Source organism: Streptomyces sp. R818, assembly GCF_056172735.1.
The window spans coordinates 94,221-119,357 of the sequence record NZ_JAOCNE010000011.1 but is presented as its reverse complement, the minus strand read 5'-3'; the positions used below and the strand labels follow the sequence as shown (position 1 = coordinate 119,357).

General features: G+C 74.3%; 24 protein-coding genes. 7 read left to right on the top strand and 17 right to left on the bottom strand.

Annotation, left to right across the window (positions count from 1 at the left end):
• Positions 1–19: 19 nt before the first annotated feature.
• Complete coding sequence (locus N5I75_RS25365) at positions 20–2,167, bottom strand: phage holin family protein (protein WP_476680933.1); 2,148 nt, start codon at positions 2,165–2,167, stop codon at positions 20–22.
• Positions 2,168–2,294: 127 nt separating this feature from the next.
• On the bottom strand, positions 2,295–2,729 hold the full coding sequence (locus N5I75_RS25360) for a hypothetical protein (RefSeq protein ID WP_476680931.1): 435 nt from the start codon (positions 2,727–2,729) through the stop codon (positions 2,295–2,297).
• Between the two features lie 81 nt (positions 2,730–2,810).
• Here N5I75_RS25360 and N5I75_RS25355 point away from each other — a divergent pair, with 81 nt between their 5' ends.
• Both N5I75_RS25355 and N5I75_RS25350 read left to right on the top strand, forming a co-directional pair.
• Entirely contained in the window at positions 2,811–3,584 is a 774-nt protein-coding gene (locus tag N5I75_RS25355) for an MBL fold metallo-hydrolase (protein ID WP_476680929.1), read from the top strand.
• Positions 3,581–4,213: a DedA family protein gene (locus N5I75_RS25350; RefSeq protein WP_476680927.1), complete on the top strand. Its 633-nt coding sequence runs from the start codon at positions 3,581–3,583 to the stop codon at positions 4,211–4,213. The genes N5I75_RS25355 and N5I75_RS25350 overlap by 4 nt, the downstream gene beginning before the upstream one ends.
• Before the next feature lie 312 nt (positions 4,214–4,525).
• On the opposite strand, the gene N5I75_RS25345 is transcribed toward N5I75_RS25350, so the two are convergent.
• From N5I75_RS25345 to N5I75_RS25335, 3 genes are all read right to left on the bottom strand, one after another.
• Positions 4,526–5,575, bottom strand: coding sequence for an MBL fold metallo-hydrolase (locus tag N5I75_RS25345; protein WP_476680925.1), 1,050 nt, complete (start codon positions 5,573–5,575; stop codon positions 4,526–4,528).
• Positions 5,572–6,867, bottom strand: a complete 1,296-nt coding sequence (locus N5I75_RS25340) for an aminotransferase class I/II-fold pyridoxal phosphate-dependent enzyme (protein ID WP_476680923.1) — start codon at positions 6,865–6,867, stop codon at positions 5,572–5,574. The genes N5I75_RS25345 and N5I75_RS25340 overlap by 4 nt, the downstream gene beginning before the upstream one ends.
• Before the next feature lie 180 nt (positions 6,868–7,047).
• A complete protein-coding gene (locus tag N5I75_RS25335; protein ID WP_476681276.1) occupies positions 7,048–7,746 on the bottom strand; it encodes an ANTAR domain-containing response regulator in 699 nt (232 codons plus the stop codon).
• A gap of 129 nt (positions 7,747–7,875) precedes the next feature.
• Here N5I75_RS25335 and N5I75_RS25330 point away from each other — a divergent pair, with 129 nt between their 5' ends.
• Entirely contained in the window at positions 7,876–9,030 is a 1,155-nt protein-coding gene (locus N5I75_RS25330; RefSeq protein WP_476680921.1) for a PAS domain-containing protein, read from the top strand.
• Between the two features lie 50 nt (positions 9,031–9,080).
• Here the strand turns inward: N5I75_RS25330 and N5I75_RS25325 are convergent, their stop codons facing one another.
• Complete coding sequence (locus N5I75_RS25325; protein ID WP_476680919.1) at positions 9,081–9,899, bottom strand: RNA polymerase sigma factor SigF; 819 nt, start codon at positions 9,897–9,899, stop codon at positions 9,081–9,083.
• Positions 9,900–10,168: 269 nt separating this feature from the next.
• Between N5I75_RS25325 and N5I75_RS25320 the strand changes: the two genes are divergently transcribed.
• Positions 10,169–10,573 carry a CBS domain-containing protein gene (locus tag N5I75_RS25320; RefSeq protein ID WP_476680917.1) on the top strand — a complete coding sequence of 135 codons (405 nt, stop codon included), beginning with the start codon at positions 10,169–10,171 and terminating at the stop codon, positions 10,571–10,573.
• Positions 10,574–10,583: 10 nt separating this feature from the next.
• Here N5I75_RS25320 and N5I75_RS25315 read toward each other — a convergent pair whose 3' ends face one another.
• Positions 10,584–12,206 (bottom strand): ABC-F family ATP-binding cassette domain-containing protein, encoded by a 1,623-nt coding sequence (locus N5I75_RS25315; RefSeq protein ID WP_476680915.1) that lies wholly within the window; start codon positions 12,204–12,206, stop codon positions 10,584–10,586.
• A gap of 94 nt (positions 12,207–12,300) precedes the next feature.
• Here N5I75_RS25315 and N5I75_RS25310 point away from each other — a divergent pair, with 94 nt between their 5' ends.
• Positions 12,301–13,815, top strand: coding sequence for a phosphatase PAP2 family protein (locus tag N5I75_RS25310; RefSeq protein WP_476680913.1), 1,515 nt, complete (start codon positions 12,301–12,303; stop codon positions 13,813–13,815).
• A gap of 121 nt (positions 13,816–13,936) precedes the next feature.
• A complete protein-coding gene (locus N5I75_RS25305; protein WP_476680911.1) occupies positions 13,937–14,770 on the top strand; it encodes a class I SAM-dependent methyltransferase in 834 nt (277 codons plus the stop codon).
• Positions 14,771–14,826: 56 nt separating this feature from the next.
• Here the strand turns inward: N5I75_RS25305 and N5I75_RS25300 are convergent, their stop codons facing one another.
• The 7 genes from N5I75_RS25300 to N5I75_RS25270 form a co-directional block, all read right to left on the bottom strand.
• Entirely contained in the window at positions 14,827–15,906 is a 1,080-nt protein-coding gene (locus N5I75_RS25300; RefSeq protein WP_476680909.1) for an SRPBCC family protein, read from the bottom strand.
• The gene (locus N5I75_RS25295; protein WP_476680908.1) at positions 15,899–16,540 is read right to left on the bottom strand and encodes a DNA primase; all 642 of its coding nucleotides are present in this window, start codon (positions 16,538–16,540) and stop codon (positions 15,899–15,901) included. The genes N5I75_RS25300 and N5I75_RS25295 overlap by 8 nt, the downstream gene beginning before the upstream one ends.
• A gap of 29 nt (positions 16,541–16,569) precedes the next feature.
• Positions 16,570–17,319, bottom strand: coding sequence for a GvpL/GvpF family gas vesicle protein (locus tag N5I75_RS25290; RefSeq protein ID WP_476680907.1), 750 nt, complete (start codon positions 17,317–17,319; stop codon positions 16,570–16,572).
• A gap of 31 nt (positions 17,320–17,350) precedes the next feature.
• Positions 17,351–17,755 carry a gas vesicle protein GvpJ gene (gene gvpJ, locus N5I75_RS25285; protein ID WP_476680906.1) on the bottom strand — a complete coding sequence of 135 codons (405 nt, stop codon included), beginning with the start codon at positions 17,753–17,755 and terminating at the stop codon, positions 17,351–17,353.
• Between the two features lie 254 nt (positions 17,756–18,009).
• A complete protein-coding gene (locus tag N5I75_RS25280) occupies positions 18,010–19,866 on the bottom strand; it encodes a transketolase (RefSeq protein WP_476680905.1) in 1,857 nt (618 codons plus the stop codon).
• Positions 19,867–19,890: 24 nt separating this feature from the next.
• Positions 19,891–21,198: an NAD(P)/FAD-dependent oxidoreductase gene (locus N5I75_RS25275; protein ID WP_476680904.1), complete on the bottom strand. Its 1,308-nt coding sequence runs from the start codon at positions 21,196–21,198 to the stop codon at positions 19,891–19,893.
• Positions 21,199–21,329: 131 nt separating this feature from the next.
• Positions 21,330–21,692, bottom strand: a complete 363-nt coding sequence (locus tag N5I75_RS25270; protein ID WP_476680903.1) for a phage holin family protein — start codon at positions 21,690–21,692, stop codon at positions 21,330–21,332.
• 86 nt (positions 21,693–21,778) lie between these two features.
• On the opposite strand from N5I75_RS25270, the gene N5I75_RS25265 reads away from it, so the two are divergent.
• Positions 21,779–22,138 carry a VOC family protein gene (locus tag N5I75_RS25265; RefSeq protein ID WP_476680902.1) on the top strand — a complete coding sequence of 120 codons (360 nt, stop codon included), beginning with the start codon at positions 21,779–21,781 and terminating at the stop codon, positions 22,136–22,138.
• On the opposite strand, the gene N5I75_RS25260 is transcribed toward N5I75_RS25265, so the two are convergent.
• The 3 genes from N5I75_RS25260 to N5I75_RS25250 all read right to left on the bottom strand — a co-directional run bounded on the left by N5I75_RS25260 (position 22,135) and on the right by N5I75_RS25250 (position 25,055).
• A complete protein-coding gene (locus tag N5I75_RS25260) occupies positions 22,135–24,123 on the bottom strand; it encodes a DUF5107 domain-containing protein (RefSeq protein WP_476680900.1) in 1,989 nt (662 codons plus the stop codon). The two genes, N5I75_RS25265 and N5I75_RS25260, sit on opposite strands and share 4 nt — an antisense overlap.
• A gap of 86 nt (positions 24,124–24,209) precedes the next feature.
• Entirely contained in the window at positions 24,210–24,788 is a 579-nt protein-coding gene (locus N5I75_RS25255) for a GNAT family N-acetyltransferase (protein WP_476680898.1), read from the bottom strand.
• A gap of 24 nt (positions 24,789–24,812) precedes the next feature.
• Positions 24,813–25,055 (bottom strand): LapA family protein, encoded by a 243-nt coding sequence (locus N5I75_RS25250; protein WP_476680896.1) that lies wholly within the window; start codon positions 25,053–25,055, stop codon positions 24,813–24,815.
• Positions 25,056–25,137 lie beyond the last annotated feature (82 nt).

Below are 25,137 nucleotides of genomic sequence, written 5' to 3'. Positions count from 1 at the left end.
GAGGGCACCCCGCTCCAAATCAGGCGGATTCGTCCCGCACCTCGGGGGGTGCGGCGACAAAAGATGCGACATCGGGGGCTTGCGAAAGCGAATCTTCCGGATGCGCCGGATGTGCCATCGGGACCTGCGGGCCGTGCTCCTCGCGCAGCCAGCGGCGCAGCACCTTGTGGACCTCCTCGGCGCCGACGAGTTCGCCGCCTCCCGGCACCGGTTCGGACAGCTCCGCCGGGGAGAGCAGGAAGGGGCGGCCCTGGGCGCCGCCGAGCCCGCCGTGCGAGCCGATCTGCTCCTCGAAGGCGAGGACCTCGCCGTCGACGGGGTCGTACATGGAGTTGACCATGATGTCGGCGGTGTGCGGGAAGGAGTCGGTGCGGCGCACGGCGGCCGCCGCGCCGGGCCCGAAGTCGGCGAGCGGCCCCTGCCCGTCGGCCAGCTCGGCGAGGGTGACCTGAGCGCCGCGCGCCCCGAGCACGACGGCGCCGTGCTCCTCGCTGCGGACGAGGAGGAAGCCGATGCCGGGGTGGTTGGCGAGGGTCGGCAGGAGCGCGGGGTGGCGGGCGTCGATCTCCTCCTTGCTCATCCGGTGGTGCACGTCGGGGAAGGAGACGAGCCCCAGGTTGCCGGAGGCGAGGACGATCGGCTCGTGCTGCTTGCCCTTGGGCGCGGACTCCCCTGCCTTCTCCTCGACGGGGCGGCGCAGCGCGGCCCGGACGGCGGAGCGGGCCTCGGCGCCGCTGTGGGTGCGCCGTGCCTTGCGCGGCACGGGAAGCCCGCAGCCCGCGCGCACCAGGTTCTGGAGGGTGAGGCCGTAGCGGGCCTGGAAGGTCTCGCCGGGGCTCTGCCCGTGGTCGGAGAGGACGACGATGCGGTACGGGCGCGGCGCGTGCTCGGCGACCTTCTCGATCAGCGCCAGCGAGCGGTCGAGCCGTTCGAGGACCTTCCGGGCGTCGCGGCTGAACGGCCCCGAGTGGTGCGCGACCTCGTCGTAGGCCACGAGGTCGGCGTAGACGGCGGTGCGCCCGGCGAGGAGGTCGCCGATGACGGCGGCGACGACGACGTCCCGCTCGACGACGGTCGCGAAGGCGCGGATGAACGGGTAGAGCCCGCCGCGTCCGACACGCGGGCGCTCGCGGCGAATCCGGGCGCGGACGGACTGGCCGATCTCTCGGCCGACCTCGGCGCAGAAGGACAGGGCGGTGCGGACCGCGTTCGCCGGGTCGCAGAAGTAGGCGAAGTAGCCGGCCCGGGAGCGGTTCTCCTTGCCGCGCCGGGCGGCCACGGAGAGCACGAGGGCGACCTCCTCGGCGCTGCCGCTGAAGAGGTTGCCGCGGCTGGCGCCGTCGACGGTGAGGAGCCCGCCGTCGCCGGTGCGCTCTATGGCGCGGCGCTGGAGCTCGGCGGCGCTGGTGGGCCGGTTGGAGACCTGGATCTCGCCGGTGTCCTTCTCGTACCAGCGGAAGGCGGGGACGTCGTGGTTGGAGCCGTGCAGGATGCCGAGCTGGCTGGCGCCGGTCTGGCTCGACCAGTCGGTGCGCCACGGGGTGAGGCGGTGCTGTCCGTCGCGCAGCCAGGCGCCGACGGTGGGCATCACGTCGTCGCGGGCGGCGCGGCAGAGCAGCTCGTGGCCGACGCCGTCGAGCTGGAGGAAGACGGTGCCGGGCGCGGACGGCGCGGCGTCGGACGAGGCGCCCTGGACGGCCGCCCTGCGCCGTCTTCGGTCGGCGAGCCGGTACAGGCGCCGCCGGTAGGCGTCGTCGTCGCGGACGGAGAGGGCGCCGCCTGTCGCGGACGCGACGGCCGACATCACGGCGGCGACCACCACGGCCGTCTCCGGGCTGACCTCGCCGCGCCCGTCGGGGACGAGGTGCAGGGCGACCAGGAACAGGGCCCCGTTCAGGAAGAACACGGCGAGGCCGAGGACGAGCGCCGGGACGAGGAGCAGCGCGCGGACGAGGAAGGGCCAGACCAGCGCGGAGAGGAGGCCGAAGGCGCCCGCGCCGAGGGCGGCCGTGGTGGCGATGCGGCTGGCGCTGTCCCCGGTGTCGGACTGGAGCTGGAAGTCCGGCAGGATCCCGGCCATGATCAGCATGGTCAGGGTGGACGCGGCCCAGACCGTGAGCGAGCGCCATGCGGTGCTCGCCGCGCGCCTCCATCGGCCTGCGGCCACGTGACCTGCTCCCCTCGCCCCTGTGCTGCGCTGCCGCAGCTTCACTCCGGCTGCGCTCTGCTTGTCGTCGGCCAGGGTTTCATACGATTTGGGGGCGTCTTCACGCGGCCGTCACGACGCGGGCGCGTCAGCAGCCGTCGTACCCCGCCGTCGGCATCGAGAGCCTGCGGTGCACCCGCGCCTTCATCTCCGTGTCGTACGACGGCTCCGCGAGCCCCGCCGTCTCCAGACGCACCCCGCGCCGCGCGCACTCCGCGGAGAACGCGTCGACCGAGCGGAGCGCGGCCCGCAGGACGCGGTCGCAGGGGGCGACGAAGAGGTCGATCTGCCCCGCGTCGACGTCCCCCCACAGGATGTCGTGGTCGGGGCGGACCCCGTGCACGAGCAGCTCGCGGGTGACGACGTAGCCCCGCTCGGCGGCCCAGCGGGCGCACATCGCGTGCTGGCTGCGCGAGTCCACCAGGAACGGATCGGCGTCCAGCTCCTCCAGCGGGATCAGACTGGCGATGGCCGCGACCCGCACCGCGGCACCGGTGTCACCGGCCTCGTCGGGTGCGCCCATGGTGTCCCCCTCACCTCAGTTTTCGGCCCGACCCTACTCCTGCACGTACGCTCAAGGCAGTCGCACGTAAGGAGGCAACGGGTGCCGGTGGAGATCACCTGGTGGGGACATGCCACCTGCACGGTGGAGGACTCGGGCACGAGAGTGCTCACCGATCCGCTGTTCGCCCGGCGCCTGGCCCATCTGCGGCGGCGCCGCGGCGCCCCGCCGCCGCCGAGCGCCGCCCGCGCCGATGTGGTGCTCGTCTCCCATCTGCACGCCGACCACCTGCACCTGCCCTCGCTCGGCCGGCTCGCGCCGGGGACCCGGGTGCTCGTGCCGCGCGGCGCGGTCCGCTCCGTGCCGGGCCTGCGGCGGCTGCGGTCCCTGGAGATCACCGAGGTCGAGCCCGGCGCCGTCGTCGAGGAGGGCGAGGTGTCGATACGGGTGGTGCACGCCGCGCACGACGGGCGGCGCCTGCCGGTGGGCCCGCAGCGGGCGCCCGCGCTCGGCTACGTGATCAGCGGCGAGGCCCGGACGTACTTCGCGGGCGACACCGGGCTCTTCGACGACATGGCCGAGGTCGTCGGCGACGTGGACGTGGCGCTGCTCCCGGTCGGCGGCTGGGGGCCGCACCTCGGGCCGCACCACCTCGACGCGGCGCGCGCCGCCGAGGCGCTGGCCAGGATCGCGCCGCGCAGCGCGGTGCCGGTGCACTACGGGACGTACTGGCCGATCGGGATGGACGCGGTGCGCCCGCACGAGTTCCACACGCCGGGCGAGGAGTTCGTGCGGCAGGCGGCGCTGCGGGCGCCCGAGGTGTCGGTGCACCGGCTGGCGCACGGCGAGAGCGTCCGGCCGGAGGTGGCCAGATGATGCTCGCCTCGGTCGCCCAGGTGGTGCCGACGGAGGCGACCCAGCAGGCCGCCGGTTATCCGACGCTGTTCCTGCTCATCGTCCTCGGCGCGCTGGTGCCGGTCGTCCCGACGGGCGCGCTCGTCAGCTCGGCGGCGGTCGTGGCGTTCCACCAGACCGCGCCGTTCTCGCTCCTCCTCCTGTTCGGGGTGGCGTCGCTCGCCGCGTTCCTCGGGGACATCGCGCTGTACTGGCTCGGGCGGCGCGGCATGCACTCCGAACACGGGTCGCGCTGGCTGGAGGCGATCCGGTCGCGGGCCCCGCGGGAGCGCCTCGAACAGGCGCAGGACAAGCTCGCCGACCACGGCGTGATGGTCCTCGTCCTGTCCCGCCTCGTGCCCGCCGGGCGGATCCCGGTGATGCTGGCGTGCCTGATGGCGAAGATGCCGCTGCGCCGGTTCGCCCGGGGCGACATACCCGCGTGCCTCGCGTGGACACTGACGTACCAGATCATCGGCATCCTGGGCGGCTCCCTGTTCAAGGAACCGTGGCAGGGAGTACTGGCGGCGATCGCCCTGACGATAACCCTCAGCGCAACCCCGGCGCTGTGGCGCAAGGTGAGACGCGCAGTAGGCAGCCAACACGCGTAGGACGGGCCCCCTCAGGGGCGCGGGGAACTGCGCGCCCAGCCACAACGGCGAGACCCTCCAGGGGCGCGGGGAACTGCGCGCCCAGCCACGACGGCGAGACCCTTCAGGGGCGCGGGGAACTGCGCGACCAGCCACGACGGCGAGACCCTTCAGGGGCGCGGGGAACTGCGCGACCAGCCACGACGGCGAGACCCTTCAGGGGCGCGGGGAACTGCGCGACCAGCCACGACGGCGCGGCAGCCAAACCGAAACGCGAACCCCCCAGGGGCGCGGGGAACTGCGCGCCCAGCCACGTCGGCGCGGCAGCCGAACTCAGGGGGCCAGCACGCGCGAAGCCCCGATCGGCAGATCCCAGAGGGCCTCGCGCGGCAACCCGGCCCGATCCCAGGCAGCCCGCAGCCGCGAAATCGGCTCCATGACCGGCTCGGCCGACAGCAGAAACGTCCCCCAGTGCATGGGCGCCATCCGCCGCGCCCCCACGTCCCGCGCGGCCCGGACCGCCTCCTCCGGATCACAGTGCACGTCCCGCAGCCACCACCGCGGCGCGTACGCCCCGATCGGCAGCAGCGCCAGATCGATACCGGGGTGGCGGCGCCCGATCTCGCCGAACCAGCGCCCGTACCCGGTGTCGCCCGCGAAGTAGACGCGCTGCCCGCCCGGGCCGGTGAGGACCCAGCCGCCCCACAGGGTGCGGCAGGTGTCGGTGAGGGAGCGCTTGGACCAGTGGTGCGCGGGCACGAAGTCGAAGCGGACGCCGCCGAGTTCGGCCGCCTCCCACCAGTCCAGCTCGGTCACGCGGGTGAAGCGGCGCCGCGCGAACCAGCGCCCGAGCCCCGCCGGGACGAGGACCGGGGTCGTGCGCGGCAGGCGCTTGAGCGTGGGCCAGTCCAGATGGTCGTAGTGGTTGTGGCTGATGACGACGGCGTCGACGGGCGGCAGCGCGCTCCATTCGACGCCGACCGGCGTGATCCGGGCCGGGGTGCCGAGGATCCTGCGCGACCACACGGGGTCGGTGAGGACGGTCAGCCCGCCGATGCGGATGATCCAGCTGGCGTGTCCTGCCCAGGTGACGGCGGTGGTACGGGCGTCGACCTCGGGCAGCGGCGCGGGCGCGAACGGCAGCCGCGGGATGTCGGCGAGCCCGTCCTTGCGGGGTCGCAGCGCGCCCTCGCGGGCGAACCGGGCGAAGGCCCGGAGTCCCGGCAGCGGCGCGGTCAGGCGGTCCGCGAAGGAACGGGGCCAGCGGCGCGGCGGCGCCTCGACGCCGCTCCCCCCGCCGAGCGGCCGCGGCTCGACGAGGGGGCGCACGGCCCCGGTGGCATCGGTCCGCCGCTCCGTCGCCGGTTCGGACGCCTGGGTCATCGCTCGCTCTCCCGTCCCTCGCCGTACAGCTCGTCGAGCACCGCCGTGACCTTGCTCAACTGCATGGCCACGTGCGGGAGTTGCAGAGGTTCCTGTGCGGTGAGGGACGCGGTGCACTCGTCCGGGGTTGATCCGAGGAGCGGCCCGGTGGACAGGCGGACGCGCAGCGCGGCCGGGTCGTCGCCGAAGCGGTGCCCGCCCGGGGCCGCCATGCCGAGCCGCCCGGAGAGGAAGTCCTCCAGGTCCTGGGTGTCCGTGACGCCGCGCTCGGCGAGCGCGGGCCGCAGCGGGGTCAGGTCGACGTAGAGGTGGCGGCCCGCGCGCGGCGGCAGGGCCAGGCCGCCCCCGGCCAGCACGGCGTGGTGCGCGGCGGCGGCGAGGGCCCCGTGCAGCGCGACGGCGAGGGCGCGGTGGGCGGTGACGTCCTCGGGCTCGTCCAGTACGTACGTCGCCGCCGCCGCGACCGGGGCGGCGAGGACGGCGCCCGTCGCCGTGAGGAAGTCCAGGACGCGGTCGGCGAGCCGCTCGCAGTGCGCGGTCGGCGCGAACCGGGCGCAGGCGGCGGGCAGGGCGGGCGGCAGGTGTCCCCCGGCGAGGTCGGTGAGGACGGTGACGCGGTCGGGGAACATCTCGGCGGGGCTGAACAGGACGGCGCCCATGCCCGGGTGCCCCGGGTGCACGGTGTCGCGCCACGTCTCGTCGCTGACCACGTGCAGCCCCTCGCCCGCCGCGGCCTCCACCGCCTCGTGCAGCACCTCGGGCGGCGGCACGGTCCCGGTCGGGTCGTCGGCTACGGCGAGGACGAGCAGCCGCGGGTCGCCGCCCTCGGCCCGGACCCGGCGGACGGTCTCCAGGAGGGCGTACGGATCGGGGACGCCGCCGCACTCGGCGGGCGTGGCCACGGGGAACACCTGCCGCCCGAGGAGCCGGGCCTGCGGCGCCCACCACGCGGGGCAGGGCCGCGGGACGAGGACGTCGCCGTCCAGCGCCGCGGTCAGGGCGTGCAGCAGCGGCGCGCCGCCCGGGGCCGCGACGACCCGGCCGTGGCCGTCGCCGAGGCCCCGGCGCTCCCAGTAGCCGCGGGCCGCGTCGAGGAGGGCGGGGGCTCCGCCGGGCGGCTCGGGGTGCGGGCGCCCCGCCGCGCCCGCGACGACGCCCGCCACCTCCGGAAGGACGGGCAGGCCCGGCTCGGGCATCGGCGGCCCGTAGCGCACCGGGCCACGCCCTTCGCGCACCGTGCTGTGCGCCTCGTCCGCCCTGGTCGGCCGGGCCGTGGGGTCCGATGACCGCATGCTGCCTCCGTGCCGTGTCTCGCCACCGCGCCCGTCGCGGGGACGCTGCTCCCAGCGTCACATCCGAACGGGTGTCTCCGCGCGCTGTGAGGCTGCCGCACGGGTACCCGCAGGGGCGGCTGAGCAGCCATGGGCGGGCGAAGCGCTGGGCCGGACGGGTGACGGGCCCGGAGCCCGCCGTCAGCGGGTCAGCGCCGCGAACTCCCGCTCCAGGCCGCGGCCCCGTCGTTCGACCACGGCCGAGGCCACCTCGGACAGTTTGCGGTTGGTGGCCTGCGAGATGCGGCGCAGGACGGCGAACGCCTCGTCTGCGTCGCAGACCAGTACGTGCATGACGATGCCGCACGCCTGGTCGACGACGGGCCGGCTGCGCAGGGCGGTCCCGAGCTGGTCCAGCTCGGTCAGGGCCGCCTGGTAGGAGCGGTCGCGGGCCAGGCTGGTCGCGGCGAGGTCGCCGAGGGCGCGGACCGGGCCGCGCGGGGCGTCCCGCAGCGTGCCGGGGCGGAAGCTGTAGAGGCTGAGGGTGACGGTGAGGCCGGCGCTGCGGAACGGGATGGTCATGCTGGAGCGGACCCCGGAGTCGAGCGCCAGGGCCCGGTAGCGCGGCCACCGCTCGTCGACCAGGAGGTCGGCGGCGTCGACGGTCCTGCCCGCCGCCTCGGCCGCCGGGATCGGTCCCTCGCCGGACGACAGTTGCACGGTCACCAGGGCGGCGAGGTCGGGGTGGGTCGCGGCGGACGGCCGTTCGCCGCCGCCGTCGGACGCCGTGGCCACGGCCCCGCAGCAGTCGGACATGCAGGTCGCGGCGCCCTCGGCGAGTTCGGCGAGTCTGCGCGTGGGCAGCCGCGACGGTGCGGTGTCCTGGGTCGGGTGGTCCATCGTCTCCGGCAGAAGGTCCGGCGAAGGATCCGGTACGGGCTGTCGCATAGGCGCACGCCTCCTCCCACTACCTACCGCGCTTTCCCCGGGCCCGCCCCGGAAAACAGACGTGCGGGATAGGTTCACGGCATGCCGCGGATGAAGGACTTCGGTGACGTCGGTGACTTCGATGACCCCGGTGAGGAACTCTCGGACTTCATGCGCCGCGTCGCGGAGCTGAAGGCGGCCCGCGCCCGCCCCGCGGCGGAGCTGCCCGCCGTGCTCGACGCCGCCCTCTTCGAACTCGACCACGCCGTGCGCCGGCTGGCGCCCGGGCGGCGGAGCCCGCGGGCCGCCGAGCCCGCGACGAGCCGCACGACCGCCGCCGACCGGCAGGAGCAGCAGTTGCTGCGCGCCGTCTTCCAGCGGCTGCCGCAGGCGGTGGCACTGGTGGACCGCGAATCGGTCGTACGGCGCCTGAACTTCGCCGCGACGAACCTCACCGGGGTCCGCGCCGGATACGCCACGGGCCGCCCGCTGACCGGGTTCCTGGCCCGCGCCGACCGGGCCGCGTTCCGCTCGCAGGTCGCGGCGGTGGCCAGGGGCGAGGGCGACCGGGGCCTGAGCGTGCACCTCCAGCAGAACCCGCAGGCGGCGATCCGGGTCACGCTGACGGGCCTGCGCCCCGGCAGCGAGCGGCACACCACCGTGCTCGTCCTGCTGCAGCCCGAGGGCGACGACCCCCCGGTGGTGCCCCCGGCGCGCGGCGCGGGCCCCGCCCCCGACCTCGCGGAGGCGACCCGCCACACGGCGCTGCTCGACCTCGTCGACCGCATGGCCGGGGAGCTGATCGGCGCGCCGCCCGGCGACCCGGACGAGGCGCTGCGCCGCGCCGCCCGGACGCTGTACGGGCGGTTCGCGGACTGGGTGATCGCGGACCGGGGCGCCGCGCACGTGGTCCGCACGGCCGTGCTCGGCGCCGACGCCGACGCGCTGCGGGACATCGCCGGTCAGGACCCCGCCGCGAGCCCCCTCGTGGTCGAGGCGGCGCGCGGCGGTTCACCGGCGCTGCTCGTGCGCCCGGAGGACCCGGGGGCGCTCGGCGACGACGCGTCCGGCGCGCCGGTCCTGGTCCGCGCCGATGTCACGTCCTTGCTGTGCGTGCCGCTGATCCCGGCGCCCGGCGAACCGGTGCAGGGGGTGCTCACCCTGTTCCGGTCCGCGGGACGGCCCGCGTTCTCCATGGCGGAGGCGCGGGCCGTCGACGTGATGTCACGTCACATCGCGCTGGCGATGCGGAGGTGAGGCGGGTGCGCGGCTCAGGCCGCGTCGGCGAGCTGAGGCGGGTGCGCGGCTCAGGCCGCGTCGGCGAGCACCTCGTCCCGCAGCCGGTCGCAGCAGCGCGAGATCAGCCGTGACACGTGCATCTGCGAGATGCCGAGCTGCTCGGCGATGCGGCTCTGCGTCATGTCGCCGAAGAACCGCATGTAGAGGATCTGCCGCTCCCGCTCCGGCAGCGCGGCGATCCTCGGTTTGACGGCCTCGCGGTCGATGACGGTGTCGAGGGCGGGGTCGGCGCCGCCGAGGGCGTCGGAGAGGGAGTAGCCGTCGTCGCTGCCGGGCAGCTCCGCGTCGAGGGAGAGCGCGGTGAAGCTCTCCAGCGCCTCCAGGCCCGTGGCCACCTCGTCCTCGGTCAGGTCGGCGTGCTCGGCGATCTCTCGGACGGTCGGGGCGCGGCCCGCGATGTTCCCGGCCAGCTCCTGCTGCGCGAACCGGACCCGGTTGCGCAGGTCCTGCACGCGGCGCGGCACGTGCAGGGTCCACATGTGGTCGCGGAAGTGGCGTTTGATCTCGCCGGTGACGGTGGGCACGGCGTAGCTCTCGAAGGCGTTGCCGCGCGCGGGGTCGTAGCGGTCGACTGCCTTGACGAGGCCCATCGCGGCGACCTGACGGAGGTCGTCGTAGGACTCGCCGCGGTTGCGGAAACGGCCGGCGAGCCGCTCCGCCATGGGCAGCCAGGCCTCGACGACGCCGTGCCGGATCTGGTCGCGGTCGGGCCCGTCGGGCATGTCGGACATCTTGGCGAACGCTTCGGCCGTGTCGGGCGCGTCGTCGTGCGGATGGCGTCGGCCGGGCTTCACCGGGTGCACGGGTGCGCTGGTGGGCGTACGCATGGATCGCAACTCCCCTGAAAGTGCTTTGGGGTTCGGTGGTCACCGAGGGAGAGAGTCGCGAGCGTCGCTACACGGCCACGGACACACCCGGGGTCTGATACCGAGCGGTATCTCTCCCACGGACGTGCCTCCAGTCCGAAGCACTGACCTACGCCTGCCCTCCAATCGAGGGAGCAAACGCATAATCCTCCGACCGAGGGGTACTGCGCCGGGCACCGTGTGCGCGGCGCGAGCGTCCGGGCACGTCCGAGGGCAGGAGGCCCCCAGCCATGCCCGATCTGGTGAGGGAAGTCATGCGGCCCGGCGCGGTGGCGGTCCGCCCGGAGGCGTCGCTCGTCGAGGCCGCCCAGCTGATGCGGGCGCAGGACATCGCCGACGTCCTGGTCGCGGAGGGCGGCCGCGTCCTCGGGGTGCTGACGGACCGGGACATCACGGTCCGCGCGGTCGCCGAGGGCGCGGACCCGCTGACGGTCAGCGCGCACGCGGTGTGCACCCCGGCGACGGTGGTCGTGGGCCCGGAGACGGTGGTCACCGCGGCGGCGGCGCTCATGCGCGAGCACGCGGTGCGCCGCCTGGCGGTGGTGGAGGGGGGCCGCGCGGTGGGCATCGTCCGTATGACGGACCTGCTGCCCCCGCCGCCGTACCGCGTCGCGGGTCCGGGCGGGGCGGGTTAGGGCGGGACGCTCAGCGTGCCCGCTCCACCCGGCGCTCGTCCCAGACCGGCTCCTGGGTCTCGCGGACCTTGCCGTCGGTGCCGAAGACCAGGTAGCGGTCGAAGGCGCGGGCGAACCAGCGGTCGTGGGTGACGGCGAGGACCGTGCCGTCGAAGGCCTCCAGGCCCTCCTGGAGCGCTTCGGCGGACTCCAGGTCGAGGTTGTCGGTCGGCTCGTCGAGCAGCAGGGCCGTGGCGCCCTCCAGTTCGAGGAGGAGGATCTGGAAGCGGGCCTGCTGGCCGCCCGAGAGGCGCTCGAAGTTCTGTTCGGCCTGCGCCGTCAGCTCGTAGCGGCGGAGCAGGGACGACGCCGCGCCGCGGTCCTTGGCGTGGTCGCGCCAGAGGATGTCGAGGAGGGTGCGGCCCTGCAGCTCGGGGTGGGCGTGGGTCTGGGCGAAGTGGCCGGGGACGACGCGGGCCCCGAGCTTCCAGTTGCCGGTGTGCGCCACCGACTCGTCGCCCGCGAGCAGGCGCAGGAAGTGGGACTTGCCCGAGCCGTTCGAGCCGAGGACGGCAACCCGTTCGCCGTAGAACACCTCCAGGTCGAAGGGTTTCATCAGGCCGGTCAGCTCCAGGCCCTCGCAGGTGACGGCCCGGACACCGGTCCTGCCGCCCTTGAGCCGCATCGTGATGTCCTGCTCGCGCGGCGGCTCCGGCGGCGGCCCGGCCTCCTCGAACTTGCGGAGCCTGGTCTCCGCGGCGGCGTACCGGGACGCCATCTCGTGGCTGACGGAGGCGGCCTGGCGCAGGTTGACCACGAGCTTCTTCAGCTGGGCGTGCTTCTCGTCCCAGCGGCGGCGCAGCTCCTCGAACCGGGCGAAGCGCTCGCGCCGCGCCTCGTGGTAGGTGGCGAAGCCGCCGCCGTGGACCCAGGCGTCGGCGCCGCCGGGGGCCGGTTCCACGCTGACGATCTTCTCGGCGGAGCGGGCGAGGAGTTCGCGGTCGTGGGAGACGAAGAGGACGGTCTTGCGGGTCTCGCGGAGCTTCTCCTCCAGCCAGCGCTTGCCGGGCACGTCGAGGTAGTTGTCCGGCTCGTCGAGGAGGAGGACCTCGTCGTGGCCGCGCAGGAGCGCCTCCAGGACGAGTCGTTTCTGCTCACCGCCGGAGAGCGTGCGCACCTCGCGGAACTGCGCTTTGTCGTAGGGGACGCCGAGCGCCGCCGCCGTGCACATGTCCCACAGCGTCTCGGCCTCGTACCCTTGCGCCTCGGCCCAGTCGGAGAGCGCCTGCGCGTACGCCATCTGCGCGGCCTCGTCGTCGACGGTCATGATCGCGTGCTCGGCCTTGTCGACGGCCTTCGCCGCCTCGCGGATGCGCGGGGACGCCACGGAGACGAGCAGGTCGCGCACGGTCGTCTCGTCGCGCACGGAGCCGACGAACTGCCGCATCACGCCGAGCCCGCCGCCGACGTTCACGGAGCCGCCGTGCGGCTGCAGCTCGCCCGAGATGAGGCGCAGCAGCGTCGTCTTGCCCGCCCCGTTCGGTCCGACCAGGGCGACGACCGCGCCCTCGCCGACGCGGAAGGAGACGTCACCGAGCAGCGCCCGCCCGTCCGGCAAGTAGTACTCGAGGTGCGCGGCTTCCAGATGTCCCATGGTTCCGCATTCTGGACGGCTGTGCGGGTGACGGGCAAACGAATAGCACGCGCGTACCTGGGTGCGGGCCCCGCCCCGGGGTAGTCGTCGTGGCATGTGTGCCGACTTCGACATCGCCAAGCTGCCGAGAGCCGTGGAGGAAGCGCCGCGCCCCGGGCCCTCCCTGCGCGGCCGACTCGCCTCCCTCGACATGCGCCTGTTCGAGACCGCCGCCGAGCGCCGCTGGCCCGGCGCCGAGCGCGTCCTGCCCGCCCTGAGCAAGGCCGCCAACCACGGCGTGCTGTGGTTCGGCGTGGGCGCCGCGCTCGCGGCGACCGGCTCGCCGCGCGCCCGGCGGGCCGCGATGCGCGGCATCGCCTCGCTCGCGGTGGCCTCCGCCACGATCAACACCATCGGCAAGCGGTCGGTGCGCAGGACCCGGCCCGCGCTCGACGCGGTGCCGATAGTGCGCCGGCTGAAGCGGCAGCCGTTCACGACGTCGTTCCCCTCGGGGCACTCGGCCTCGGCGGCGGCGTTCGCGACGGGCGTCGCCCTGGAGTCGCGCGGCTGGGGCGCGGTCGTCGCCCCCGTGGCGTTCTCGGTGGCGGCCTCCCGGGTCTACACGGGCGCGCACTTCCCCGGTGACGTGGTCGCGGGCGCGGCGCTCGGGGTGGGCGCCGCGTTCGCCGTACGGGGCCTGGTGCCGACCCGCGACCAGATGCCGTCTCCTGGGCGCCCGCTGGTGGAGGACGTGCCCGCGCTGCCCGAGGGCGAGGGCCTGGTCATGGTCGTGAACACGCAGGCGGGCACACCGGAGCGGGTCAAGGTGCTGCGGGACGCGCTGCCGCTCGCGGAGTTCGTGGAGTGCGAGGGCGCCGAGATCCCGGAGGCCCTGGAGGAAGCGGCCAAGGGCGCCCGCGCGCTCGGCATCTCGGGCGGCGACGGGTCGGTGAACACGGCCGCGCAGGTGGCCCTGAAGCACGACCTGCCGCTCGCCGTGCTGCCCGGCGGCACCCTCAACCACTTCGCGTACGACCTCGGCATCGAGGACGCGGGCGATCTGGTGCGGGCCGTCGTCGGCGGTGACGCGGTCGCGGTCGACGTCGGCCGGTTCCGCTCGGACAAGGCGTCCGGCATCTTCCTCAACACGTTCAGCCTCGGCGTCTACCCGGAGCTGGTGCGCGAGCGCGAACGCTGGTCGGGCCGGATCGGCGGCCGCCTCGCCGACGTCGTCGGGGCCGTGCACGTCCTGCGCCGCGACCACCCGCTGGAGGTCCACGTCCACGGCGAGAAGCGCCCGCTGTGGCTGCTCTTCGCTGGGAACTGCACCTACCGGCGCATGGGCCTGACGGCCGGCCGCCGCGCGGACCTGGCGGACGGGCTCCTCGACGTCCGCACGGTCAGCGGCGGGCGCCTGCCCAGCGTGCGGCTGCTCGCGGCGGCCCTGTCGGGCCCGCTCTCCCGCTCCCCGTTCCACTCCGCGACCCGGCTCACCAAGCTGCACGTGGACGGCATCTCGCCGGGGACGCCGCTCGCGTTCGACGGTGAAGTCATCGAGTGCGGACGGGAGTTGACGGTGGACAAGCAGCACGAGGCGCTGCGCGTGTACCGCCCGCTGACCATACTGTGACGGAACCTGGAGTCCACATCTCAAGACGGGTATCTCACAATCCGATCGCACGGCGTACGTTGACCCTGTCGCCCGGGGCGTTCGCTCCGGGCGCGTCTTCGCACCCTGGAGGGATCGGGTCATGTCGCCGTCGCAGGAGACCGCCGTGTACACCCACGGGCACCACGAGTCCGTGCTGCGCTCGCACACCTGGCGCACCGCCGCCAACTCCGCGGGCTACCTCCTCGGCGCGCTCAAGCCGCACATGAAGATCCTGGACATCGGCTGCGGCCCGGGGACGATCACCGCGGACCTCGCGGCGCTGGTCCCGGACGGCCACGTCACCGGCGCCGACCACGCCCCCGGCATCCTGGACCAGGCGCGGGCCACGGCGGCCGAACGGGGCCTGACCAACGTCGAGTTCACCACCGCCGACGTGCACGCCCTCGACTGGCCCGACGACACGTTCTGCGTCGTCCACGCCCACCAGGTGCTCCAGCACGTCGGCGACCCCGTGCAGGCGCTGCGCGAGATGCGGCGCGTCACGAAGCCCGGCGGCTTCATCGCCGTACGGGACTCCGACTACGCCGCGATGACCTGGCATCCGCAGTCGCCTGGCATGACCGACTGGCTCGACCTGTACCGCCGCGTCGCCCGCGCCAACGGCGGTGAGCCGGACGCGGGGCGCCACCTGAAGTCATGGGCCCTGGAGGCGGGGTTCGCACCCGCCGACATCACGGCCACCGCCGGTACGTGGTGCTACGCGACGCCGGACGAGATCGCCTGGTGGAGCGGCCTGTGGGCGGACCGGACGGTCGCCTCCGCGTACGCGGACCGGGCCACGGGCGGCGGCCACGCGACCCCCGAGCAGCTCACGGCGGTGTCCGGGGCGTGGCGGGAGTGGGGCACGCGTGAGGACGCGTGGTTCGCGGTGCTGCACGGGGAGATCCTGTGCCGTAACGCCGCCGCCGCCTGAGCCGGATACGCGCGGAGCGGGACTTCTCCGGTGAAGTCCCGCTCCGTCGCACGGGGTCAGCGCCGGGCGCCGCCTGCGGCCGCCGGGCGCCGGTCCTCCTCGTCGTCCACCTCGCCGTCCACCTCATCGTCCGGTCCGGCTTCGTCCTCGTACTCGTCGTCGTACTCGGACTCGGACTCGGCTTCGTCCTCGGCGCCGTCGGGGTCGTCGCCCTCGTCGGCGGTGTCCTCGTACTCCTCCTCGTACTCGTCGCCGTCGCTCTTCTGCTGGAGCTCCTGCTCCTGGTGCTCTTCCTGCTCCTCTTCGAGGGCGTCCTCGTGGGTGCGGACCACCTCGCCGTCGCGGATCTCGCCGCGCCAGCCGTCGGACGCCTCGCCGCGGATCGTCACGAAGCGGGCGAAGTGCTTGAGGTCGAGGCGGGCGCGGCGGCCCTGGGCGCGCCAGATGTTGCCCGTCTTCTCGAACAGGCCCTTCGGGTAGTACTCGATGACGAGGAGGACCCGGGTCAGCCGGTCGGCCAGCGGGTGGAAGGTGACGATGCCCTTGGTCGTGCCCTTGGCGCCCTCGGAGGTCCACTGGATCCGGTCGTCGGGGAGCTGCTCGGTGGTGTGCGCCTTCCAGCTGCGGTTGGACCAGAAGACCTTGAGCTGCCAGTCGGAGGTGGTGTCGTCGGCGCGGTTCGCGTTCTTGACGCCTTTCGCGAACGTGGAGAACTCCTGGTACTGGGTCCACTGGTCGTACGCCGTGCGCAGGTCCACGCCGACGTCGATGAACTCCATGATGACGGTCGGCTTCTTGCCCGCGCCGCCCTTGCGCTTGCCCTTGCCGCCGAGGTTCTTGAACGCGCCGATGGCCTTGTCCTTGAGGCGGCCCGCGCCCAGTTCGACCGCGGCGCGCACCGGGCCCTTGCCCTCGGCGATCTTGCGGCCGCCGTCGAGCGCGAGTTGGGCGAAGCCGGGGCTGTTGCCCTCGGCGATGTCGGTGAGCTTGACCGTGGTCTCGCCCAGTTTGCGGCCCACGCCGACGAGCATGCGTTCGGCCTGTGCCGCGAGGTAGTGCTGGAACTCCGCCTTGAGGTGGTCGACAGCCTCGCTCTGGGCTATCCCGCCGAGCGCTTTCGCCGGGGAGTCAGCCACGGCCGCCGCCCCCCTTCGCGGTGCGGGTCGCCGTCTTCCTGGCCGCGGTCGTCTTCTTGGCGGCCGTCCGGCTCGCCGTGCTCTTCCTGGCCGGGGCCTGCTTCGCCGTGCTCGCCGCGCGCGGGGACTTGCGGGCCCGCCCGTTCGACGAGGACTTCTCCTCGCGCGGGGCGTCCCCGTCGCGCTCCTCGTCCGCGCCCCGCTCCTCCTCCTGCTGCTTCTGCTGCTCCTGCTCCTGCTCCTGGCGGCGGCGCTTCGGCACCAGGCCACCCGTCACCTTCTCCCCCGCGTCCCGTACGTCGTCCGTGTCGGGGGCGACACCCGCGATCCGGTCCTGGACGCCCTGCGTGCGGGAGTGCAGCCGTCCCGCGAGGCCGTTGATCTGGCGCTCCACGAGGGCGCCGGTCGCCGCGGTGCCGACGCCGCGCAGGTCCTGCCGCAACTGGCCGCTCAACTCCTTGAACTGCGGGTTCTTGTCGAGCTGCGTGGTGACGAGCTCGGCGAGGGCGCTCGGGCTCAGCTTCAGCCGCTTGCCCGCGACCATCGTGCCGACGGCGAACGCCAGCTTCATCTTCTTCGTACGTCCGAGGACGTATCCGGCCCCTACCGCGAGGCCGAGAGCTGCTCGGTTCACGTTCTTCCCTCCAGAGGTGTTGCCTGGTCTCATTCCGTGCCGACGGGCGCGGACGGTCCCGGCTCCACGAAGCTGTACGGCGGGAGCGGCCCGTTGACCCGGAGCTGAAGGTGCGGGTGGTCGCCGCGGACCCTGTCGACGGCCGCGAGGAAGTGTTCGGACGACGCGCGGTCGACGAGGAACGAGACGTTGGCGAGCCAGCCGGTGCTCGCCGGTCCGGTGGAGACCGCGTCGGCCGACGGTTCGAGCAGCCGTTGCAGCTCCACGGCGTCCTGCGCCTCGCGCGCCTGGACGGCGGCCACGACCATCTCGCCGAGCCGCAGCTTCTCCTCGTGACTGCCGCCGCCCGCCTGCCGGTTGGCCTCGGCGAGGGTGCGGACCTCGGGGCTCTCGGACATCACCCGGTGCAGGACGGCCTCTTCGTCGTGCTGGGCCTTGACGTTGTACTCGACCTTGCCGTCGAGCGCCCGCAGCCGTTCCCGGTAGTGGTCGGCGCGTTCGGCGAGCACGGTGGCGACGGCTTCGTCGTCGGGGGCGAGGCTGCCGAACCGCATGGGGAGGACCGAGCCGCCGGCGCCCGCCTCGGCGAGCACGTTCTGGTGGGCGAGCAGGTCGCGCCGCTTGGGCCGCAGCCCGTCGGGCGCGTCGCTGACGAGCGCCGTGAGCGGCCCGGCCGGGACGAGCCTGACCTTGCGGGCCGGGTCGCCGATGCCCTCCATGCCCTCGGGCAGCGAGGGGTGGCCCGCGGCGGCGATGCCGTAGATGTAGGTGCCGGTCATGCCTGCCCCCTCCGGCAGAAGCGGGTGGCGCTCATGACTGGTCCCCCCGGCGGCGGGTCCGCTCGGACCGGCCTTCCTCGCGGGCCTGGCCGAAGGCGTCCGACAGGGTCTCGGCGGCGCCCGAGAGCGCCCCCTTCGCCTTGCGCTGCCCGCTGCCCGACTCGTCGTCCGATCCGCCCATGATGTCGGTGAGGCCCGACGGCTTCTTGCTGCCGGTCTCCAGGTCGAGGCGGTTGCAGGCCTCGGCGAAGCGCAGGTAGGTGTCGACGCTGGCGACGACGACCCGGATGTCGATCTTCAGGATCTCGATGCCCACGAGCGAGACCCGGACGAACGCGTCGATGACGAGCCCGCGGTCAAGCACGAGTTCGAGTACGTCGTACAGGCCGCTGGTGCCGCCTCCGCCGCCTGATTGCTGTGCAGGGACAACGGTCATGGAGAGCCGCCCTCCTCGGACTGGTTCGGTCGCGCTCGGTTCTGGTCCCGGCTGCCCGCTCCGCCGCCTGCGGGGCGCACGGTCCTGACACGTCGACGGGCCGGCCGCCGCCTGCTCAGGCGCGGTCCGGCCCGCCCCGCACGTCGCGGCGTGTCACGGCAGCCTCGGCATCCGAGTCACCGCTCAGATCCTGCGCAAACCTCAACTCCCGTCGTGCGTACGGGTTTTACGTGCGCCCCCGGAAATGCCACGGTTCAGGGCGTGATGTCCTGCTCCACGAGGAGCGCGACGCCTGCCACGATGCTCGCCGCGTCGATCCCGGCGGCCCGCAGCTGCTCCTCCGGCTTCGCCGAACCGGGCATCTGGCGCACGGCGAGCCGGACCAGACGCGGCGTCGGGACGCCGTCGTCGAACGCCTCGGCCACCGCGTCGCCGAGGCCGCCCTCCGCCCGGTGGTCCTCGACGGTGATCAGACAGCCGGTGTCCCGGGCGGCGTCGCGCAGGGTGGTGCGGTCGACGGGCTTCACCGAGTACAGGTCGATGACGCGCACGGCGATGCCCGCGCCCGCCAGCTCGTCGGCGGCGCGCAGCGCCTCGTGCACGGTGACGCCCGCGGCGACGATCGTCACGCGGTCCTCCGCGCTGGAGCGCAGCACCTTGCTGCCGCCGACGGGGAACTCCTCGTCCGGCGGGTAGATCACCGGCGTCTTCCCGCGCGAGGTGCGCAGGTACCGGATGCCGCCGAGGTCGGCCATGGCGGCGACGAGGCGGGCGGTCTGGTTGGCGTCGCACGGGTAGAGGACGGTCGAGCCGTGCACGGACCGGAACATCGCGAGGTCCTCCAGGCCCATCTGGGAGGGCCCGTCCTCGCCGATGGCGGCACCGGCGTGCGAGCCGGCCAGGTTGAGCCCGGCGCCGCTGATCGCGGCCATCCGGACGAAATCGTGGGCGCGGGTGAAGAACGCGGCGAACGTGGACGCGTACGGCTGCCAGCCGCGCGCCGCCATCCCGACGGAGGTGGCGACGAGCTGCTGCTCGGCGATGTAGCACTCGAAGTACCGCTCGGGGTGCTCCTTGGCGAAGTACTCGGAGCGGGTGGAGTCGCCGACCTCGCCGTCCAGCGCGACGACGTCGCCGCGGGCGGTGCCGAGCGCGGTGAGCGCGGAGCCGTAGGCGTCGCGGGTGGCGGCCTCGTCGCCCACCTCGTAACGGGGCAGTTCGAGGTGGCCGTTCTGCACGGAGTGCAGGGCGCGGGCGGCGGGCGGCGCGGCGACCTCCACGCGGACGCCGCGGTCCCCGCCCAGCTCGGCGATGGCGTCCTCGGCCTCGGGCAGCGGCTTGCCGTGCAGGCCCTCGCGGTCCTCGACGGCGGCGACGCCCCGGCCCTTGAAGGTGCGGGCGATGATCGCGGTGGGCTGCCCGGCGGTGCCGCGGGCCTCGTCGTAGGCGCGGTCGATGGCCGCCACGTCATGCCCGTCGATCTCGATGGTGTGCCAGCCGAACGCCCGGAAGCGGCGGGCGTACGCGTCCAGGTCGTGGCCGTGCCGGGTGGGCCCGCGCTGGCCGAGCCGGTTGACGTCGACGGTGACGGTCAGGTTGTCGAGGTGCTCGAACCCGGCGTGCTCGGCCGCCTCCCAGATGGAGCCCTCGGCGAGTTCGCTGTCGCCGCACAGGACGTGCACGCGGTAGTCGATCCGGTCGAGCCGCTTGCCCGCGAGGGCGATGCCGACACCGACGGGCAGGCCCTGGCCGAGCGATCCGGTGGCCGTCTCCACCCAGGGCAGGCGCTGCGGCGTCGGGTGCCCTTCGAGGCGGCTGCCGAGGGTGCGGAAGGTGAGCAGTTCGGCGTCGTCGATGGCGCCGGCCGCCTTGTACGCGGCGTACAGCAGCGGTGAGGCGTGGCCCTTGGAGAGGATGAAGCGGTCGTTGCCGGGGTGGGCGGGGCGGTCGAAGTCGTAGCGGAAGTGGCGGGCGAAGAGCACGGCCACCAGATCGGCGGCCGACATTGACGAGGTCGGGTGCCCGGACTGGGCGGCGTCCGCCGCGCGCACGGCGTCGACCCGCAACTGCTGGGCGAGGTCGTGGAGTTCGGTCTCGTTGAGCGTGGACATGGGGGTGGTTCCTCCTTCGGAGGGTTACGGGGTACGCGGGGTGCGGGCCAGCTCGGGCGAGGCCGTGTCGAGGGGGACGGATCCTGAGCGGACGAGGCCGAGCTGGACGGCCTGGCGGGGCAGGACGGCGTCGAGCAGCCAGTCGGCCGCGACCCGTATGCGGTTGCCGGGCAGTGCGGCCAGGTGGTAGCCGCGGGTGACGGCGCCCGCGAGCGGCCCGGCCAGCGGGACGCCGAGCGGGTTGGCGGCGGCCTGGGCGCCGCCGAGGTCGACGACGAAGCCGAGGTCCTTGTGGCGGTAGGCGCGCCGCACTCCCCGGCCGAGGGACGCGGCCACGTTGAGCCCGGCCGTCCTCCCCTGCCGCCAGGCGTGCTGTGCCGTCATCGGGGTGTACGTGCCCGGCTTCGCCGGCTCGGGTACGGCCGCCGCGTCGCCGCACGCGTACACCTCGGGGTGCCCGGGGACGGCGAGGAACGGGTCGACGAGCAGCCGCCCGCGCTCCATCGGCAGCCCGAGCTGCGCGACCAAGGGGTCGGGGCGGACGCCGACGCACCACACGAGGGTGCGGGAGGGCACGAACTCACCGTCACTCAACCGCACCCCTTCTCTCGTCGCCTCCTGGACGGACGTGCCGGTGCGCACCTCCACGCCGCGCTCCCGCAACACCCTGCCCGAGGTGCGGGAGAGCCGCGCGTCGAGCTCCGGCAGGACGCGCGGCGCGATGTCGGCGAGCAGCCAGCGCGCCCGTCCGCGTCCGCGCAGGAGCGAGTCGGTGAGGAGCTGCCCCTGTGCGGCGACCTCGGTCCCGGTGTAGCCCGCGCCGACCACGACGAAGGTGCGGCGGGCCCGCGCCTCGGCCGGGTCGGACGCGGCGGCGGCGAGTTCGATCTGCCGGGTCACGTGGTCGCGCAGGTACAGCGCCTCGGGCAGCCCGCGGAAGCCGTGCGCGTGCTCGGCGACCCCGGGCACCGGAAGCAGCTTGTTGACGCTGCCGAGGGCGAGGACGAGCCGGTCGTACGGGAGGCTGCCGCGCTCCCCCTCGGGCCCGGCGTAAGGGACGGCCCGCGCGTCGAGATCCACCGCCTCGGCCTCCCCGAGGACGAGGCGGACGTGCGGCGGCAGGGTCCCGGGCAGCGACACGGTGACCCGGCGCGGCTCCAGGCTGCCCGCGGCGACGTGCGGCAGCAGCGGCAGGTACAGGAAGTAGTCGGTGGGGTTGAGCAGGGTGACGTCGAACGGGTGCCCCGTGCTCCGCGCGGTCCGGGCCAGCGTGCGCGCGGCCCGGTACCCGGCGAACCCGGCACCGACGATCAGAACACGCGATCGGCTCACGGTCTCCTCCCGAAGCCCGAGTCCCGACTTTCGGGGACATGGTGGGTGGAGCTTCCCGCGTCCCCCGGTTCACCGACAGCCAAACGGGGGCGTTCTACGCTCGCCGGACTACGTGCCCGGGCCCCCGGTGGCTACAGGGTGCCGGTCGACGGGGGTTGCGACGGCATCGGCGGCGCCGCATCGGGCACCTTCGGCGGCTTCGGCCGGGCGGCCCGGCGCAGGACGTACGCGGCGACGCCGAGGACCGCCGCGACGATCAGGGCCGCGGCCCAGTCGGGGAGCCCGAGGGCGAGGACGAGGCCCAGGGCGAGGGCGAGCGCGGCGCCCGCGTAGAGCGCGGCGGCGGCGGCGCCCGCGTACAGCGTCGCCGTGCGCTTTCGCTTCCGGGCGCTCTCCCGCACGGCCTCGCTCAGCTCGGCCCGCAGCGTCTCCCGGACGGCCCGGGTCACCTGGCCGGTCAGTTCCTCGCTCAGTCGCTGGTCGATGCGTTCCATTGCGTCCGGTTACCCGGGCCGTGTCCCGGATAACGAGCGGCCGGAAGCGATCACGCTGCGCCGTCGCGTCAACTAGGCTCGTCCGCATGGAGATTCTGGGCACTACGCTGCGCATCTGCGTCGAGGACCTGGAGTCCTCCGTGACCTTCTACGAACAGCTCACCGGAGCCAAGGCGCTGCGCTTCGAGCGCGGCGGGGTCGCGGTCGCCGCCGTCGGCTGCTTCCTCCTGATGAGCGGTCCCGAGCAGGAGCTGGAGGTGCTGCGCAAGGTGTCGGCCACGATCGCCGTGCGCGACGTGGACGAGGCCCACGCCATCCTCACGGCGTCGGGCGCGAAGGTCGTCGCGGGCCCGGTCCCGACCCCGGCGGGGCGCAACCTCATCGCGCTGCACCCCGACGGAGCGATCTTCGAATACGTGGACCGGCAGGTGGCCGCCGAGTCCTAGGACCCGGCACCGGGCGCGGGGCGGCGGCGGAAGTCGTAACGGGCGGGCAGGGGTTCGCCCGGGGCGACGCGCGCCCACAGCTCCCCCAGGACCTCCGCCCCTTCGCGCAGGTCGGCGACCTCGAAGCCGGACTCGAAGATCTCCCGTGCCGCCGCCGCGTCGCCCTCCGCCAGCAGGAGGCGAGCCTCCAGGAGGCGGAACCGGCCGCGCGCCCGTGTGGCCGCGTGCAGCCCGTCCCAGACCCGCCGCGCCCGCGCCGCCCGCCCCACGGCGAGCAGCGCCTCGATCGCCTCGCGCCCGAGCGCGGCCGTCGCCGCCACCCACGCCTCCCCCGTGTCCCGCCGCTCCGCGCACAGGTCGTCGAAGGCCTCGGCGTACCGGTCGGCGGCCCGCTCCAGGTGGTCGTCGGTCGCGTCGGCCACCGCGAGGCAGCGCAGGAACGGCCAGTCGGACGCGGCGAGTTCGAGCCCGCGCTCCCAGCTGCGCACGGCCTGCGCCCGGTCCCCCGCGTGCCACTGCGCGACGCCGAGGTGGTACTCGGAGAGCGGCCGGGCCGGCGCCGTCTCCAGCATGTCCCGCCAGGCGGGGGCGGTGAGCGTGGGCCCGGGCGCGCCGACCCGCCGGGGTTCGGGCAAGGCGCCCGTCTCCAGGAGTTCCCGCCAGGGCGCCTGCTCCTCACCGAGGGTCGACTCGTCGAACGGCGTCCCGGGCAGCTTCCACCCCGTGCGCAGGACTTCGAGCGCGCCCCACCCGGATCCGACGGCGAGGCGCTGTCCCGGCTCGGCGTCGGCGTGCGCCCGCCACTCCTCGTAGGCGGCGTCGACGCGGGCGCGCGGCAGCGCCTCTTCGAGGCGTCCCTCGGCCTCCTCGACCGCCGCGTCCCAGTCGTCCGCCGCGTGCACGGTGGCGGGGTCGGTCTCCAGCGGCCCGTACGCCTCCAGCCAGCTGAACTCGCCCTCCGCCTCCAGGCGTACGTGCTCCAGCTGGGTGCGCGCGAGGCCCGCCTGGATCTCGGCGTAACCGCCGGTGCCGGGCTCGGTCAGCCACTCCTGCCAGCGGCGGCCACCGCGCCCGCTGCCCCACAGGAACAGTTTCCGGCCGCGCAGCACATCGGTCGACGTGTGGACGAGGCCCCGCCCCGCGTCGTCGAGGGCGGTGATCCAGCGGCGCCGCCCGTCCTCGATCTCGTAGAAGTAGTCGGCGGAGAACTCGCTGTTCAGGGGGTACGTGCGGTCGGTGCCGCCCTTGCGCGGGACCGGGACGCGGCGCAGCGCCCGCTCGTAGCCGAAGTGCCAGGCCTCGCGCGCGGGGGCGAGCACCCGGCGCTCCTCGGGCACGGCGATGTTCGACCACCAGTACACGGGCGCGGGCTTCTCGTGCGGGTTGCGGACGCGGACGCCCGCGTAGAGGAAGTCGGAGCCCTCCGGCAGCCACAGGTCGACCTGGAACGGCAGGTCGCGCAGGCGCTCCCACTCCCACAGGCGGACCATCTCGCTGCCGTCGGGCGCGGTGACGCGGGCGGCGTGCAGGGGCGCGCAGGACAGGGTGGAGTGGCCGGTGGCGCCGATGTTCCACTCGATGCCGCCGGAGAACCAGGCGCCGTTCAGCGCGAAGGCTGCGGGCTGGAACACGGGGTTGCGGTAGAGGAGTTCACGCCCGGTCGGCTTGTGGAACAGGGACGCGATCCGGCCGCCGAGGCCGGGCAGCACGGTCACTCTCAGCCGGTCGTTCTCGATGACGACGGTGTCGAGATCGAGGGGTGCCCGGTCGCGCCCGTACCCGTCGCGGATCCGCTCGGGGAGCAGGCTGCGCAGCGGCCGGTGGCCGAGCTGGCGGGCCATGTCGAGGGGCAGCCCCTCCTCGGCGCGCTCGTCCACCTGAAACGCCGCGTGCACGTCGGCGAGGGGCCGCAGCGGTGGCAGCGGATTGACCGGGCCGACCTCCGCGCCCGGCAGCGTCAGTACCTCACGTCGTACGACGGTCATGGCTGCCTCCCGGTGTCACGGGGCGCGGCCCGCCCCCGATGACCATGGAACAGGGTGGAGGGCGAGCTGACCAGGGTCCGCCCCGGTCAGGATTGCGCAAAGGCGGCGGCGTGCCCGGCGGCGGTCATCTCGGTGGTGAGCGCCCATCGCTCGTGGTCGCGCCAGGCACCGTCGACGTAGAGGAAGTCCGGCGAGAAGCCTTCCAGGCGGAACCCGGCACGGCGGGCCAGCGCGAGGGAGGCGGCGTTGTCGGGCTGCGCGTTGATCTCCAGGCGGTGCAGCCCGAGCGACCCGAACGCGTACCGGACGACGAGTCCGAGCCCCTCCGCCATCAGCCCGCGCCCGGCGGCGTGCGCGAAGGCGCCGTAGCCGAGGGCACCGCTGCGGAAGCCGCCCCGCACGATGTTGTTGATGTTGATGAACCCGGCGATGGCGTCGCCCGCGCCCCGCGCGGGGTGGCGCTCGCACACGAGGAAGCCGTGCCGGTCGGGTTCGTCGACGAGCCGCCCCGCGTACGCGGCGAACGCCTCCGCCGTCAGCGGCGGGAAGAGCCAGGGCCGGTGCAGCTCCTGGCTCTCGCGGGCCCGCGCCGTGAACTCGTCGGCGTCGGCGAGGGCGATGTGCCGCAGCGCGACGCGGGGTCCTTGGAGAAGGTGGGCGGCCATCGGGTCAGCCTACGCGGGCCGGTGCTACTTGCGTTTCCTGGCGACGGCGTAGCCCCCGCAGACGGCCCCGATGACGGCGACCGCCAGCAGGGCCACCCACAGCGGCATCGTGACCTCGGGGACGAGCAGCCGGATCTTCACCTCGCGGGTGTTCTCGAAGATGAAGACCAGGACGACGACGGCCAGGACCAGGACGGCGATCCTGCCCGGGGTGAACGCGCCGGAGCCACCGCTCTTGCCGGCGCTCGCGCTGTCCTTGGGGCTCATCGTGGACCCTTCCGTCGCTGCCTCTCCGCCCAGCATGGACGGGGAGAGGGCGATCGCGCAGCGGCCGGGGCCCGTACGGGTG

Coding starts and splice junctions, on each gene's coding strand:
- N5I75_RS25280 (WP_476680905.1), bottom strand. CDS start 19,866: ATGTCCACGCTCAACGAGACCGAACTCCACGACCTCGCCCAGCAGTTG.
- N5I75_RS25260 (WP_476680900.1), bottom strand. CDS start 24,123: ATGACCGTCGTACGACGTGAGGTACTGACGCTGCCGGGCGCGGAGGTC.
- N5I75_RS25350 (WP_476680927.1), top strand. CDS start 3,581: ATGATGCTCGCCTCGGTCGCCCAGGTGGTGCCGACGGAGGCGACCCAG.
- N5I75_RS25335 (WP_476681276.1), bottom strand. CDS start 7,746: ATGGACCACCCGACCCAGGACACCGCACCGTCGCGGCTGCCCACGCGC.
- N5I75_RS25270 (WP_476680903.1), bottom strand. CDS start 21,692: ATGGAACGCATCGACCAGCGACTGAGCGAGGAACTGACCGGCCAGGTG.
- N5I75_RS25250 (WP_476680896.1), bottom strand. CDS start 25,055: ATGAGCCCCAAGGACAGCGCGAGCGCCGGCAAGAGCGGTGGCTCCGGC.
- N5I75_RS25315 (WP_476680915.1), bottom strand. CDS start 12,206: ATGGGACATCTGGAAGCCGCGCACCTCGAGTACTACTTGCCGGACGGG.
- N5I75_RS25320 (WP_476680917.1), top strand. CDS start 10,169: ATGCCCGATCTGGTGAGGGAAGTCATGCGGCCCGGCGCGGTGGCGGTC.
- N5I75_RS25345 (WP_476680925.1), bottom strand. CDS start 5,575: ATGACCCAGGCGTCCGAACCGGCGACGGAGCGGCGGACCGATGCCACC.
- N5I75_RS25325 (WP_476680919.1), bottom strand. CDS start 9,899: ATGCGTACGCCCACCAGCGCACCCGTGCACCCGGTGAAGCCCGGCCGA.
- N5I75_RS25310 (WP_476680913.1), top strand. CDS start 12,301: ATGTGTGCCGACTTCGACATCGCCAAGCTGCCGAGAGCCGTGGAGGAA.
- N5I75_RS25255 (WP_476680898.1), bottom strand. CDS start 24,788: ATGGCCGCCCACCTTCTCCAAGGACCCCGCGTCGCGCTGCGGCACATC.
- N5I75_RS25360 (WP_476680931.1), bottom strand. CDS start 2,729: ATGGGCGCACCCGACGAGGCCGGTGACACCGGTGCCGCGGTGCGGGTC.
- N5I75_RS25305 (WP_476680911.1), top strand. CDS start 13,937: ATGTCGCCGTCGCAGGAGACCGCCGTGTACACCCACGGGCACCACGAG.
- N5I75_RS25330 (WP_476680921.1), top strand. CDS start 7,876: ATGCCGCGGATGAAGGACTTCGGTGACGTCGGTGACTTCGATGACCCC.
- N5I75_RS25290 (WP_476680907.1), bottom strand. CDS start 17,319: ATGACCGGCACCTACATCTACGGCATCGCCGCCGCGGGCCACCCCTCG.
- N5I75_RS25265 (WP_476680902.1), top strand. CDS start 21,779: ATGGAGATTCTGGGCACTACGCTGCGCATCTGCGTCGAGGACCTGGAG.
- gvpJ (WP_476680906.1), bottom strand. CDS start 17,755: ATGACCGTTGTCCCTGCACAGCAATCAGGCGGCGGAGGCGGCACCAGC.
- N5I75_RS25340 (WP_476680923.1), bottom strand. CDS start 6,867: ATGCGGTCATCGGACCCCACGGCCCGGCCGACCAGGGCGGACGAGGCG.